This is a genomic window from Flavobacterium crocinum (assembly GCF_003122385.1).
Lineage (GTDB): Bacteria > Bacteroidota > Bacteroidia > Flavobacteriales > Flavobacteriaceae > Flavobacterium > Flavobacterium crocinum.
On record NZ_CP029255.1, the window covers coordinates 1,479,256 to 1,492,200 of the forward strand.

Annotated in this window: 9 protein-coding genes and 2 tRNA genes; 7 read left to right on the forward strand and 4 right to left on the reverse strand. The window is 36.0% G+C overall.

The genetic code is table 11. The features are described 5' to 3' along the window. Positions 1-12: 12 nt before the first annotated feature. Together HYN56_RS06870 and HYN56_RS06875 are read left to right on the forward strand one after the other, a co-directional pair. A complete protein-coding gene (locus tag HYN56_RS06870) occupies positions 13-552 on the forward strand; it encodes a hypothetical protein (RefSeq protein WP_109191497.1) in 540 nt (179 codons plus the stop codon). A 40-nt stretch (positions 553-592) separates the two neighbouring features. Next, positions 593-1,174, forward strand: a complete 582-nt coding sequence (locus HYN56_RS06875; RefSeq protein WP_109191498.1) for a DUF4082 domain-containing protein — start codon at positions 593-595, stop codon at positions 1,172-1,174. A gap of 841 nt (positions 1,175-2,015) precedes the next feature. Here the strand turns inward: HYN56_RS06875 and HYN56_RS06880 are convergent. Genes HYN56_RS06880 through HYN56_RS06895 form a run of 4 tightly spaced genes read right to left on the reverse strand, consistent with a single transcriptional unit; the run spans position 2,016 to position 6,404 of the window. Continuing rightward, positions 2,016-3,236 (reverse strand): hypothetical protein, encoded by a 1,221-nt coding sequence (locus HYN56_RS06880; RefSeq protein WP_109191499.1) that lies wholly within the window; start codon positions 3,234-3,236, stop codon positions 2,016-2,018. Positions 3,237-3,287: 51 nt separating this feature from the next. Next, positions 3,288-5,495 carry a TonB-dependent receptor gene (locus tag HYN56_RS06885; RefSeq protein ID WP_240622664.1) on the reverse strand — a complete coding sequence of 736 codons (2,208 nt, stop codon included), beginning with the start codon at positions 5,493-5,495 and terminating at the stop codon, positions 3,288-3,290. A 10-nt stretch (positions 5,496-5,505) separates the two neighbouring features. Further along, positions 5,506-5,976, reverse strand: a complete 471-nt coding sequence (locus HYN56_RS06890; RefSeq protein ID WP_109191501.1) for a DUF4625 domain-containing protein — start codon at positions 5,974-5,976, stop codon at positions 5,506-5,508. Further along, complete coding sequence (locus HYN56_RS06895; RefSeq protein WP_167398283.1) at positions 5,973-6,404, reverse strand: DUF4625 domain-containing protein; 432 nt, start codon at positions 6,402-6,404, stop codon at positions 5,973-5,975. The genes HYN56_RS06890 and HYN56_RS06895 overlap by 4 nt, the downstream gene beginning before the upstream one ends. 940 nt (positions 6,405-7,344) lie before the next feature. On the opposite strand from HYN56_RS06895, the gene HYN56_RS06905 reads away from it, so the two are divergent. The 5 genes from HYN56_RS06905 (at position 7,345) to HYN56_RS06925 (ending at position 12,906) form a co-directional block, all read left to right on the forward strand. Then, on the forward strand, positions 7,345-9,912 hold the full coding sequence (locus tag HYN56_RS06905; protein ID WP_109191504.1) for a M1 family aminopeptidase: 2,568 nt from the start codon (positions 7,345-7,347) through the stop codon (positions 9,910-9,912). Next, the gene (locus HYN56_RS06910; protein ID WP_109191505.1) at positions 9,909-10,835 is read left to right on the forward strand and encodes a DUF58 domain-containing protein; all 927 of its coding nucleotides are present in this window, start codon (positions 9,909-9,911) and stop codon (positions 10,833-10,835) included. The genes HYN56_RS06905 and HYN56_RS06910 overlap by 4 nt, the downstream gene beginning before the upstream one ends. An 86-nt stretch (positions 10,836-10,921) precedes the next feature. After that, positions 10,922-10,995: transfer RNA gene (locus tag HYN56_RS06915), tRNA-Asp, on the forward strand. 751 nt (positions 10,996-11,746) lie between these two features. Then, positions 11,747-11,820, forward strand: a tRNA-Asp gene (locus HYN56_RS06920). Between the two features lie 264 nt (positions 11,821-12,084). Continuing rightward, positions 12,085-12,906, forward strand: a complete 822-nt coding sequence (locus tag HYN56_RS06925; protein ID WP_109191506.1) for a helix-turn-helix transcriptional regulator — start codon at positions 12,085-12,087, stop codon at positions 12,904-12,906. Positions 12,907-12,945: the final 39 nt, after the last annotated feature.

A 12,945-nucleotide genomic window follows, 5' to 3' on the forward strand; every position in this document is an offset into this window, starting at 1 on the left:
AACCAAATTGTTATGAAATTTTCAAAAACCATTATTACTATTTTTTTATTAGCCATTTCTACAATTTCATGCAGTAGTGATGACGGAAAAGATGGAGTAGACGGAGTAGATGGTGCGCCAGGAGCAACGGGAACTGCAAACGTAATTTACAGTGCATGGATGACGGCTCCTGCAGCAGTTGCAGAAACTATAGACGGAACTTCAGGATTATCAACTACTATTAATGCTCCGGAACTATCAGCAGATATTTTAGCAAAAGGAACTGTACTTGTTTATATGTCTTTTGGAAGTGGAACTTATCAGCTTCCGTACACATCAACTGCAGGAGGAGCTGTAAATACGGTTACACCTATTTTAAGCCTTCAGAAAATTAAATTATTCCGATTTAAACATGTTGGAGACGGAACTACAGTAGGGCTTCCTACAACTTTAAACTGGCGTTATATCTTGATTCCGGGAGGTGTTCAGGCGGCGACTTCCAAAATGGCTAAAGTAGATTATTCTAAAATGAGTTACGAAGAAGTTTGTGCTTATTTGAAAATCCAGCCTTAATTATTTCAAACGAAACCAATAAAAATCAATACTAAATATCATGAGAGCTTTTAAAACTATTTTTACAATTATATTAACCGCTGCTCTGGCCATTTCCTGCAGCAGTGATGATAAAGATAATACACCAAAATTTGAAACCGAAAATCCGTTAGCAGCTTATTATACTGCAACAGGTTTTAGTACCGTAACCAATTTTGTAAACTCGGGAGATTACGAATTCGGATTGGCATTTACGCCAACCGTAAAAGGGAAAATAAAGGCAATTACGCTCAAACTTCCCGCGACAAATCCCAGCGTTCGAGTAACAATCTGGGATTATACATCAAAAGCAGTATTGCGTTCTGAGACTTTAAATGTCGCAACAGCAGATGTTGAGGTGAAAAAAGAAATAAGCGAACTGGCTTTAGATAAAGATAAAAAATACCTGATTACCATGAATTCTAATGATTGGTACAAAAAGAATAAAGCAGATCTTACCAATGCAACTTATCCTGTTACAGCAGGAAAAATTAAGATTGAGGAATACAGATGGATTTCCGGAACTGCACAAATTTTCCCAACGAACGTTTCGGCAAATTACAACGCAGGAGATTTAAGCTTTGATTTTCAACAAACAGAATAATTCTTTTTTTGGATAGCTTTGAATTAGTAAAGAAAAAGGTTTGACAATCGTCAGGCCTTTTTCGTTGGCTAAGAGTTTTTCAAATTAATTATAACGCAAAGTACGCTGAGATTTACGCAAAGTACGCAAAGTTTTGTTGAGTAAATCTTTAGATTAAAAGTTCGCAAAGCTTTGTCTGGATAAAGCTTCGCGAACTTAATATTTAGATATTGCTTGCGCTTCAGATTAAAATGTCTTAGCGTGCTTTGCGTTAAAAAAACTACTTGTTGTCTAACCGCAAAGCACGCTAAGATTTACGCAAAGCACGTAAAGTTTTGTAGTAAATCTAGATTAAAAGTTCGCAAAGTTTTGTCTGGATAAAGCTTCGCGAACTTAATATTTAGATATTGCTTGCGCTTCAGATTAAAATGCCTTAGCGCGCTTTGCGGTTAAAAAACTACTTGTTGACTAATTGCAAAGCACGCAAAGTTTTGTTGAGTAAATCTTTAGATTAAAAGTTCGCAAAGCTTTGTCTGGATAAAGCTTCGCGAACTTAATATTTAGATATTGCTTGCGCTTCAGATTAAAATGTCTTAGCGTGCTTTGCGTTAAAAAAAACTACTTGTTGTCTAACCGCAAAGCACGCTAAGATTTACGCAAAGCACGCAAAGTTTTGTGGAGCAAATCTTTAGATTAAAAGTTCGCAAAGTTTTGTCTGGATAAAGCTTTGCGAACTTAATATTTAGATATTGCTTGCGCTTCAGATTGAAATGTCTTAGCGCACTTTGCGGTTAAAAAACTACTTGTTGACTAATTGCAAAGAAGCTGCCTTTTGGGACAACCTCTTTTTTCCAAAAATTAATTAATGACTATGGCTTTCGCTGTTTTCATATCCGATAACGGTAATCATATAAGGCGTTGCAGAAACCTTTGTCTTTTTAATTTCTGATGAAGAAAGATTTACCTGCAATAATTCTCCGGTTGTTGGCGAAGTGATATAGGCAAATTTGTCTGTAACGGCCATTTGAGGTTTTAATGTTGCATCTGTCGCCGTTGCAGTAGTGGCTTTGATTTCTTTTTCTACTTGCTGACTGCTGATATTGAAAATTTTAAGATCTCCTGAATGTAAAAGTACAGCCAGTTTTTTAAGATCATAACTTACTTTGCACTGCATAATGGTAGTGTTGGCAATAATTGGTTTTACTGTGCCGGCAACAACATCAATTAAATAAGCACCTTTTGCTGCAGTATATCCAATAAACTTTCCAGCAGAAGCCGTTTCTAAAATACTTCCAAACCAAGCCGCTCCAAAATCTTCTGGATGATTGATTAACTTCTGGTTTCCGTTGCTTTCCACAACCAAAATGCCACTTGAAGAACCAAAAACAGCATAAACACCGTCTGAAGCATTTCCGTGAATTCCTTTGGTTTGAATTTTAGCATCAAAAAGTGTTTTTCCGGTGTTGTCAATGATTTTTACTTTTTCAGGAAGTGTTCCTGTAACCGAATTATCTTTTTCAGTAATAGCATAAGTTCCGTTTGTAAAAGTCGCCATGGCACCGTGATGTGCCAATAAACCAGCATTTACAGTTTTGAAAACCGCACCAGATTTATTGATCTCAGATTCTTTTCCAACAGAAAGCGTTCCGTCTCCGTCGTTGAATGTCAGAACTTCGCCAATTTTACTTTTAAAGTGTGTTGGTTTTTGAGCACTTCCAGTTAAGAAACCAAATTTCGGAACATCATCTACGTCAATATGGTCGCCGTGCATTTCAAGTCCGCTGTCGAAAGTTTCGATTAAATTATTATCTCTGTGAATGATTCCCGCAAAACGTCCCGATTCTGTAGTGTACAAAGAGGATTTTGGAAATTTAGCCGTAAAAGAACTGATTTTATCTTCTGAGGGATCAAAAAGCGTTAACTCTGTAGTTTTTTCGTCAGAAAGTAAAATTCTAACATAAGTATGTTCTGCCGAATCATGGTCGTGATCGTGATCATCATGATTATCATCATCGTTGCTGCACGAAACCGCAAAAAGCGACAGTGTGAATAAAAAAAGTGCTTTGTAAAAATTGTTTTTCATTGTAATAAAGGATTAAAAATTTGTAAATAATAGAGTTTTGAATTGCCGGATTTATCGCGAAACCAAAAACGGAATCTTCATAGAAACAATAATGTTTCTTCCCGCTTCAGGAAGTTCGATAAGTCGGTAAAAGCTGGTGTGATTTAAATATCTTGTATTAAATAAATTCTGGATCTGAATATTGATGCTGATATCCTGTTTTCCTGTTTTTACTTTTGAGCCAAAGGCCAGATTAAAAACATGACTTTCCTTGGTCTTTTTTTCTGGCGGAACGATATTATTTTGTTCTGCTGTAAAACGATAATCAAAAGAAAAATAAGGTTCTTTTAAAAAGCTAATTTGAGGTTCGTAATTCAATCCAAACAAAACCGAAGGCGGTGGCGAAAATGGAAGCGTATAACCTTTTTTGCTTCCTGATTTTTGTTCCGAATAAAGATATTCGGCACCGATTTCTGCGCTCAGAGATTTCAGGAAATAATATCTTGTCTGCAATTCTGCACCGTAGCGAAAGACTTTACTTTGTTCGTATTCAAAAACCTGATTTCCTGCACCATAATAAATGTCATGAGCCGAGGTTGGATTCAGATAAATAAAATTCGGAAAATAATTGGCAAACGGAGTAAACTGAAAAGAGAAGTTTTGGTCTTTCCATTCCATTCCCAAATCCAGTTGATAGGAACGTTCTGCATCCAAATTCGGATTTCCTTTTTCGAATCGGAAATAATGATAATTCACGCCGTTTGAAGCCAGTTCTTTGGCAATAGGCATTCTAAAACTCGAACCCAAATTGGCTTTCAGCGAAAGTTTTCCCGGATTGTAATTTGCTCCAACCGACCATGTAAAACTGTCAAATGTTTTAGTCAAATCTTGAGAACGCTGTAAATATTCCATTTCCGTCTGATTGTTTTCAGAAACGGGACTTTCAAACCAATCGTGATAGGATTTCATGTTGATTTTTCCATAATCGTAACGAACAGCGCCGTTTAAAAACCATTTTTCATTCAGTTCCATTTTGTCATAAGCAAATAAACCCGCGTTGAATTGTGTGAAAGACGGAATTAAAAAACTCCATCCCCCAATTTCATTTTGCTGGAAAACCACATTCGAACCAACCGTAATTTGATGATTATTCATTCTGAATTCATCTTTAGCAGAAAACGACCAGACATCCTTATCATATTGACGTTCCAAATCTTGCGGGGCGTACATATCTTCAGGATAAATTGGAGACATATAACCATGATTAACATAATGGCTATATTCTCTTCTAAAATTATTTTGAAAACCTATCTGGGTTTCAAAAGCATGATTTCCCAACTGAAAGGAAGTAGTATTACTCACCTTTAAATGATTGACTTGCTGATACGGCATCAAAATATCACGGCTCGATTTATCGTGTAATTCCAGATCTACATTTCGCGGTTCGAGTCCATGCGCATTCGCGAAAAATCCGCTTTTGGTATGAACGTTACTGAAATAGAAAACCGATTTAAAATGCTCTCCGGAATAGCCTGAACTTAAATGAAAATCAAATTCACGTCCAGCCGTATTTCGCAGATGATTTTTGTATAACGGAACAGCATAACTATACACATGAACCACATCTGTTGGAACGCGATAATCGCCGTAATCCATTGTGGTTATTCGAGAATCAAAGAACCATTTTTTGTTTCTTCCAAATAAATTAATAGAACTTCCAAATTGCGCATTGTTGCTTTTTCCGGTAAGATCTACGCTTCCGCCAAAAGTGTTTTGAGACGGAAAAGGAAGCGGTTTAATATTGATTGCACCGCCCACAGCATCAGATCCATAGATAAATGAAGAAGGGCCTTTTATAATTTCTACCCGATTAACCGCATATTGATCGATTTCCAGTCCGTGATCCGCGCCCCATTGCTGGCCTTCGTGTTTCAAACCGTTCTCCACCACAATAACCTGATTGAAACTCAAACCACGAATAAGCGGTTTAGAACCTCCGGAACCAATCGAAATGGTTTTAACGCCCGGCAATTTCTGCAAAGACTGCATCAGACTTCCGCCAAGATTACGCTGAATGAAACTATTGTTTACCGTTTCGACATTCAGCGATTCCTCTTTTTTGCTTTTTTGTGCAGAATTATTGCTGATTAAAACTTCTTCAAGCTCCTTGATTTTCGGTTTCTTTTCTGAAGGCTGATTTTGAGAAATAGCTTCCGTCTTAATTAATAAACTGATAAGTAAAAAACAATATTTCCAATACATGGATAGGGCATTCTTCATTAATCTGATCTTATAAAATTTTAATACTTAAACCTTTCAGCGTTTGCCAGCCTTCTTTGTCCGTCAGGCGAATCATAAAATGGTAATCTCCGGGATCAACATCTGCAGGAATGGTAATTTGTGCCGTTGCTTCGTAGCTTTTTACACCATTTGGAATTGTGTAATTGTTGATGAAAAGCATTGGTTTTACAGGCTTTTTTACCGCTTCCATCTCACAAGTTGTCACTTCTGTACTATGCGTGTGATGATCGAAATTGTGATGAATGTCAAGGCTGTAAGAACCCAAAGCAACATTGTCATTAAAAGTGGCTTTAAATGTGATCGTTTGACCGCGCGAAATTGTACTGCATTGAATCGGAAAAGCATTTGCTCCGGTAATATCAATTACGGGATATTCCGTATCGATTTCTCCATTATCGCTGGAACAGGATGAAATAAGGACAAGAGTCAAAACGCCAAAGAGAAACTTTATTTTTTTCATATTTTTTGTTTTATAATTGTTAGGTTTTTCTTCACTTCCAGCTTACTTCCGTTTTGATCGTTTATGATAATGATGAAATCGTATTTCCCCTCTACAGCATCTTCAGGAATATCAAAATGTTTGTGAACTGTGGCATTTTTTGCTCCTGCATATTGTGTCCAGGTAATTTCATGTGACCAGGGTTTTGAATACGTTTCGGTACTTTTTTGCACAATTTTAACCTGAACATTTTCGATTTTATCTGAAGCCGTTACTTCAGCATTAAAATGGAAATCTTGTCCAATAGTTGCTGTTTCACTGTTGCCAAGACCTAGTTCGATTTTGTCAATAGCAGGAACTGCCTGTTCTTTTTCGGAATCGTCGTTGCTACAGCTTGTAAAAGCAATGGAAGCAAAAAGCGAAGCCAGAATGAGTTTTGTTGTTTTCATTTTTTCTGATTTGATTTTGATCATTTTATAAGTAGTATTTGGGTTACGAAAGAGTTTTTTAATGCCTTTAAGCTTTTATGGCTAAAGACATTAGGTTGAGTTTTTCTTTAAGGTTTTCTTTGATTTAGCTCTCGAAAAGTCGCGAAGGCGCAAAGACAATGGTTCTAAACTTTGCGTCTTCGCGACTTTGCGAGAACAAACAAATTGCTTAAAACAGCAAAGCCGTAACTAGACCTGAATTAGGATTTAGTTTGAATGTGTTAATCGATAAAAAGGGGAGTTCTTTTGTGCAGAAAAAGCAGAGATCAATAATAATATCAATAATTGTTTAATTGCTTAAAATGAATGGAATAACTTTTTAATGTTTTAAGATTTTAAAATCATTAAAACAATGAAATAGCCGAATTGCCAAAGCAAAACTGAGCACAAAAAAGACTAAAATGTAAAAGGCGGGGCTCGAAGGGAAAATAAAGCGCCCTTAAAAAATGCAAAATGCGGTTTGTTGTAAAAAGTAAGGTGTTTTACAACAGGATTATTCTTGAAAAACTGAAAAACACTAAATTCAAACGTACCAACCGCACTAAATTTAAAATCACAAATCGAACATTTATGAAACGAATGCAGTTTGGCCTTAAATTGCGGTTTTTCGGAAACAGAAAATTCTAATTTTTCTTTTGACGAATGAGTATCTAAAATATGCTCATACGAATGGACAGCCGGAAAAAGTATTGCAAACAATACAATTAAAGGCATTAAGAGATTAATAATTTTAAGTTTCTTTTTCATTCGTTGAGATTATTTCCGACTCATTTAAAACCAGAATTAATGCAATAGTGTTGCAAATATAGAAATCTTATTTTTAAATGCAACGTTGTTGCGGTAATTGTTTGCGAAAAATCAATGCTTTTGCTACTTTTAGCAAATCTTATATTCCTTAAAAATGAAAATTTTCTACAGCCTTGTTTGTTTTGTCGTCTTGATTTCCAATGCTTTTTCGCAGTCAAAAGAAAATGAATTATTTGAAAATGGTGTTTCAGAGCAGTTGGCGCACTTTCGAAAAAAACAGATTTCAGATCTTCAGTACACTTTGTTTTTCGAAATTCCGAATCAAAAAGTGGAGAATATAAATTCTCAGTTATTCGTAAATTTGAATTTATCTGATTTGAGCCAGCCCTTACTTTTTGATTTTAAAGAAAAAACTACTAACATAAAAACGGTTGAAGCCAACGGGAAAAAGCTTTCGATTGTTCATGAAAACGGTCATATCATAATTCCGGTTTCAGCATTGGTTTCAGGAAAAAATACGGTTTCCATTTCATTTATCGCCGGGAATTTGTCCTTAAACAGAAATGACGATTTCTTGTATACTTTGTTAGTTCCGGATCGCGCAAGTACATTGTTTCCGTGTTTCGATCAGCCCGATTTAAAAGCAACTTATAAATTAAGACTTTCTGTGCCAAAAGACTGGTCGGTTTTGGCTGGAGCCGATGTGGTAGAGAAACTCGAAAAAGGAGATTTTACAGCTTATACTTTTGGAGAATCAGACAAAATGAGTACTTATTTATTTTCTTTCGTAGCAGGAAAATTCAAAAGTGCGACCCAAAAACCAGGTTTAGAAATGACGATGTTATATCGTGAAAACAGCCCGGAGAAATTTCGCGTAAGTGCTGATACTATTTTTAATTTACATCAGCAATCGTTACACTTTTTAGAAAAATATACCGATCGTAAATTTCCGTTTCAGAAATTAGATTTCGCTTCAATTCCTGTTTTCCAATATGGCGGAATGGAACATGTTGGTGCAATTCAATACAGAGAATCGACTTTGTTTTTGGATAACAGCGCAACCGACAGCGAGAAATTAAATCGTGCAAAATTGATTGCTCATGAAACCTCACACATGTGGTTTGGTGATTTGGTTACGATGAAATGGTTTGACGACGTTTGGATGAAAGAGGTTTTTGCGAACTTTATGGCCGATAAAATCATGAACCCAATTTTTCCGAAAGTCAATCATAATCTGCAGTTTTTCACGGCGCATTATCCAAGCGCTTACGCAGAAGACCGATCTTTGGGAACACATCCTATCAAACAGCATTTAGCGAATTTAAAAAATGCAGGTTCGCTTTATGGTGCGATTATTTACAACAAAGCGCCCATTATGATGCGTCAGTTAGAAGCTTCGATGGGAAAGGAAGCTTTTCAGAAAGGAATTCAAAAATACATTCAGAAATACGCCAACGACAACGCCGATTGGAATAATCTAGTAGAACTTCTCGATGCCGAAACACCGCTTGATATGAAAAAATGGAGCGAGGTTTGGGTAAACAAATCCGGAAGAGCCATTTTTACAGATAAAGTCGAATACGATTCTAAAAACCGAATTAAGAGTTTTGAAATTCAACAACAAGCCGAGGATAAATCAGAGAATATCTGGCCACAGGTTTTTCAGATTGGTTTAGTTTATGCGAAAGAGGTAAAGATTTTATCGGTCAATATTAATGACAAAAATACCCTCGTAAAAGAGGCTGTCGGACTTGAAAAACCGCTTGCCGTTGTGTACAATTATAACGGTTTTGGATACGGAGTTTTTCCGCTTGACGGGAATAATTTAAATTATATTGCTACGCTGAAAGATGAGGTTGCAAGAGCTTCGAGTTACAGCAATCTTTATGAAAATACATTAATTAGAAATGTTTCTCCAAATCAGGCTTTTGATTGTTTTTTAAAGGCAATTGAAACAGAACAAAACGAATTGGTTTTGAGAATTGCCTCAAATAGTCTGAATACAATTTACTGGAGATTTTTTAACGAAAAACAACAGAACAAAGTTCAGAAACAGCTTGAAGGTATTTTGAATGAACGTTTGCAGGCTAATTTATCTGCGAATATCAAAAAGACATTATTCGGATTATTTAGTTCGATAGCGTATTCAAATTCGGCGAAAGCCAGTTTATATAAGGTTTGGAACAGAGAAATCTCGATTCCGAATTTGAAACTAAATGAGGACGATTATACTAACATGGCAATGAATCTGGCGATTTTTAAACATCCAAAAGCCGATGAGATTTTGGAGAAAACCAGAACATCGTTCACCAATCCGGATAAACAAAAGCGTTTTGAGTTTTTATTACCTTCATTATCAAAAGATGAATCAGTTCGAAATGCTTTTATGGAATCTTTAAAAGACGATGCAAACCGTGAAAAAGAATCCTGGGTTTCTGTTGGATTGGCGAATATTCATCATCCGCTTCGTCAGGAAAGTGCACAAAAATATATCAGATTTTCATTAGATTTGGTTGATGAAATTCAGCGAACGGGAGATATTTTCTTTCCGAAAGACTGGCTGGATAATACGGTTGGGAAATATTCGTCGAAATTTGCTTTTGATGAAGTACAGCGATTCTTAAAAGAAAATCCTAATTTTAGTCCAATCTTGAAACGCAAATTGTTTCAGGCGACAGATTTGCTTTATAAAGCACAAAATATTAAAAAGGAAACCGAATGAAAATTGAATCGGAAATAGAGAAAGTCTCCAGTTTTCAGCATCTCGAAATGCTGGCGAACCAGGTTGTGGAAGGTTTTATATCGGGAATGCACAAGAGTCCATTTCATGGATTTTCGGCCGAATTTGCCGAACATAAAGTTTATAACGCAGGCGAAAGTACCAAACATATCGATTGGAAATTGTTTGCCAAAACCGATCGTTTATACACGAAACGTTTTGAGGAAGAAACCAATTTACGCTGTCATTTGATTGTCGATAATTCGTCGTCAATGCATTATCCTGAATTGAAATCGAATCAGCCTTTTTATGAAAAGAAGATTGGTTTTGCGGTTTTGGCTTCGGCGGTTTTAATGAATATTTTAAAGAAACAGCGCGATGCCGTTGGTCTGAGCGTTTTCTCAGATAAATATGAATATTACGCACCCGAAAAAGGAAGCGATCGTCATCACAGAATGCTTTTGAATAAACTGGAAGAATTGTTGGTTCAGCCAAAAGTCAAAAAAACGACTGATACGATTACGTATTTGCATCAGATTGCAGAGAAAATGCACCGTCGTTCGATGATTATTTTGTTTACCGATATGTTTCAGACGGAAGACGATGAAAAGCTTTTCAACGCTTTACAGCATCTTAAACACAACAAACATAAAGTAGTTTTATTTCACGTAGTGGATAATGAAACCGAACTGAAGTTTGATTTTGACAACGCACCAAGAAAGTTTATCGACTTAGAATCAGGTGAAGAGGTTTCTATTTTTGCGGATAATGTAAAACAGGAATACGAAAAAAGGGTAGAAGCTTATTTTAAAAACCTGGCTTTAACCTGTGCAAAGAACCAAATTAAGTACGTTCCGGTAAATGTTGGCGATAATTTTGAAAAAATATTGACTACATATTTGGTTGAAAAACAAAACTTTGGATAATGTTTTAAAAAATAATTTCATTTTTTTTATAAAAACGCTTGCAGAAACGAAATTCTGTTATATCTTTGCAACCGCAATAACGCAGAGGTTTGGTAGTTCAGTTGGTTAGAATACATGCCTGTCACGCATGGGGTCGCGGGTTCGAGTCCCGTCCAGACCGCAATATTGGGAGAAGCCTTTCTTAACAGAAAGGCTTTTTTGCCCAAATACGGTATCTAAGATTAGTTGTGTTGTTTTGCTACGACTTTGTAACTCGTAGCTGGTTTAGTAGTTAGACCAATGAAAAGCTTTCCACTTTTGTGGATGGCTTTTTTGATTTAAGACACTTTTGGTTTTGTTTATATACGATGAAATTTTACCGCAAAGAGCGCTAAGATTTACGCAAAGTTCGCAAAGATATTTTTTAAAGAATGCAAAGTTCGCAAAGCTTACGATTGAGAAAGCTTTGCGTTTTTTTTTTGCTTAATTCTGATTTTAACTTACGATTTATCATTTCGACGAAGGAGACTCGAGCGATAGCGAATAGGAGAAGCAATCTCCACAAATAACTCTACAAAGATTTTCCATTCATTATATTAAAACATAGCCCGTGGTTTCAACCACGGGGACACAATGTATAGCAATACGTTTCCTGTGGTTGAAACCATAGGCTATGTTTAAAAACGAGATAAATAATGCTACATGAAAAACCTTTGTCAAAGTTTCAAGCTTTGACAAAGGTCGAAAGATTAAAAAACTTTGCGTTCTTCGCATGCCTTGTGGTTAAAAAGAAAGAAACTTCTTCTTTTTTGCTTTTAAAGCAAATTTTTAAAATATTGGAATTTAGTCGATTAAAAATTTCTCAAATTTTATTTCAAAAAACGCTTGCAGAAACGAAAATCTGTTGTATTTTTGCACTCGCAATAACGCAGGGTTTGGTAGTTCAGTTGGTTAGAATACATGCCTGTCACGCATGGGGTCGCGGGTTCGAGTCCCGTCCAGACCGCCTAAGTTGTTAAAAGCCTTTCCTTAACGGAAAGGCTTTTTTTTGGGCTTTAACCGCAAAGGTCGCAAGGTTTCTTTCTTAAGATCATGTTTATAAACGCAAAGTTCGCAAAGCTTTTTGGAAACAGCTTTGCGAACTTTTATAAATCTTGCTTTAAAGAAAATTTGCGATCTTTGCGTAGACCTTAGCGTACTTTGCGGTTAAATTTACAATCCAATTTTCTTCTTATCTTTAATATCACAAAAAGTGCTATATTAAACACCAATGGAACATTCCGGTCAGAAACTCGATAAATACTACATCCGGAAAGTAGATGCCGATAAAAAAAGCATTTATTGCCACCACGATTTGATGGGAGAATTATTTATTCCGCCACACAGACATGTCAAAGCACAATTGCTTTATGCTGAAGGCGATGTTGTTTTTGTAACGACGGAAACCAAAACTTACTTTTTACCAGCGCGACATTTTATCTGGATTCCGGGTGGAGTGGAGCACAGCATCGAACCGAAATCAGAAAGTGTTACGATGCGAAATCTGTATTTTCCGGTTGAAAAAGACGAGGATGACTTTTATAAAGTAGAAGGAATTTATCCTGTCAATAATTTGTTATTGCAAATGATGCTTTTTACGAATCGCTGGAATGGTGATCTTAAAAAAGGAACTCCAAACTTTACAATTGCCAAGGCTATAAAAGCGATTCTTCCGCAAATTTGTACTAATAATTTACCTTTAGAATTACCACAACCAAAAGACAAACGCCTTGGGAAAATTCTTCGTTATATTGAAAATAATCTAGGCGAAACCATTCTGTTTGCTGATGTGGCACATGAATTTGGTTACAGCGAACGCTCTTTGTATCGCTTGTTTCAAAAAGATCTCAATATGTCTTTTATTCAATATTATACCATTCGCCGAATCTTAAAAGCGATTGAACTTTTATTAGAAAGAAAACTTTCAGTAAAAGAGGTAGCCGAAGAAGTTGGTTACAACAGTGTTCCAACTTTTAGTAATACATTTTTCAAAATTTTAGGACAAAGACCTTCCGATTATTTAAACGGGGAAGAGATTTTAGAACGAAAGTAAAAATTTTGTTTCACACAGATTTATCTAGATTTAAGCTGA

Bases quoted from the DNA above. Each gene is read 5' to 3' on its own strand.
- HYN56_RS06870 (WP_109191497.1), top strand. From the start codon at position 13: ATGAAATTTTCAAAAACCATTATTACTATTTTTTTATTAGCCATTTCT.
- HYN56_RS06875 (WP_109191498.1), top strand. From the start codon at position 593: ATGAGAGCTTTTAAAACTATTTTTACAATTATATTAACCGCTGCTCTG.
- HYN56_RS06880 (WP_109191499.1), bottom strand. From the start codon at position 3,236: ATGAAAAACAATTTTTACAAAGCACTTTTTTTATTCACACTGTCGCTT.
- HYN56_RS06885 (WP_240622664.1), bottom strand. From the start codon at position 5,495: ATGAAGAATGCCCTATCCATGTATTGGAAATATTGTTTTTTACTTATC.
- HYN56_RS06890 (WP_109191501.1), bottom strand. From the start codon at position 5,976: ATGAAAAAAATAAAGTTTCTCTTTGGCGTTTTGACTCTTGTCCTTATT.
- HYN56_RS06895 (WP_167398283.1), bottom strand. From the start codon at position 6,404: ATGAAAACAACAAAACTCATTCTGGCTTCGCTTTTTGCTTCCATTGCT.
- HYN56_RS06905 (WP_109191504.1), top strand. From the start codon at position 7,345: ATGAAAATTTTCTACAGCCTTGTTTGTTTTGTCGTCTTGATTTCCAAT.
- HYN56_RS06910 (WP_109191505.1), top strand. From the start codon at position 9,909: ATGAAAATTGAATCGGAAATAGAGAAAGTCTCCAGTTTTCAGCATCTC.
- HYN56_RS06925 (WP_109191506.1), top strand. From the start codon at position 12,085: ATGGAACATTCCGGTCAGAAACTCGATAAATACTACATCCGGAAAGTA.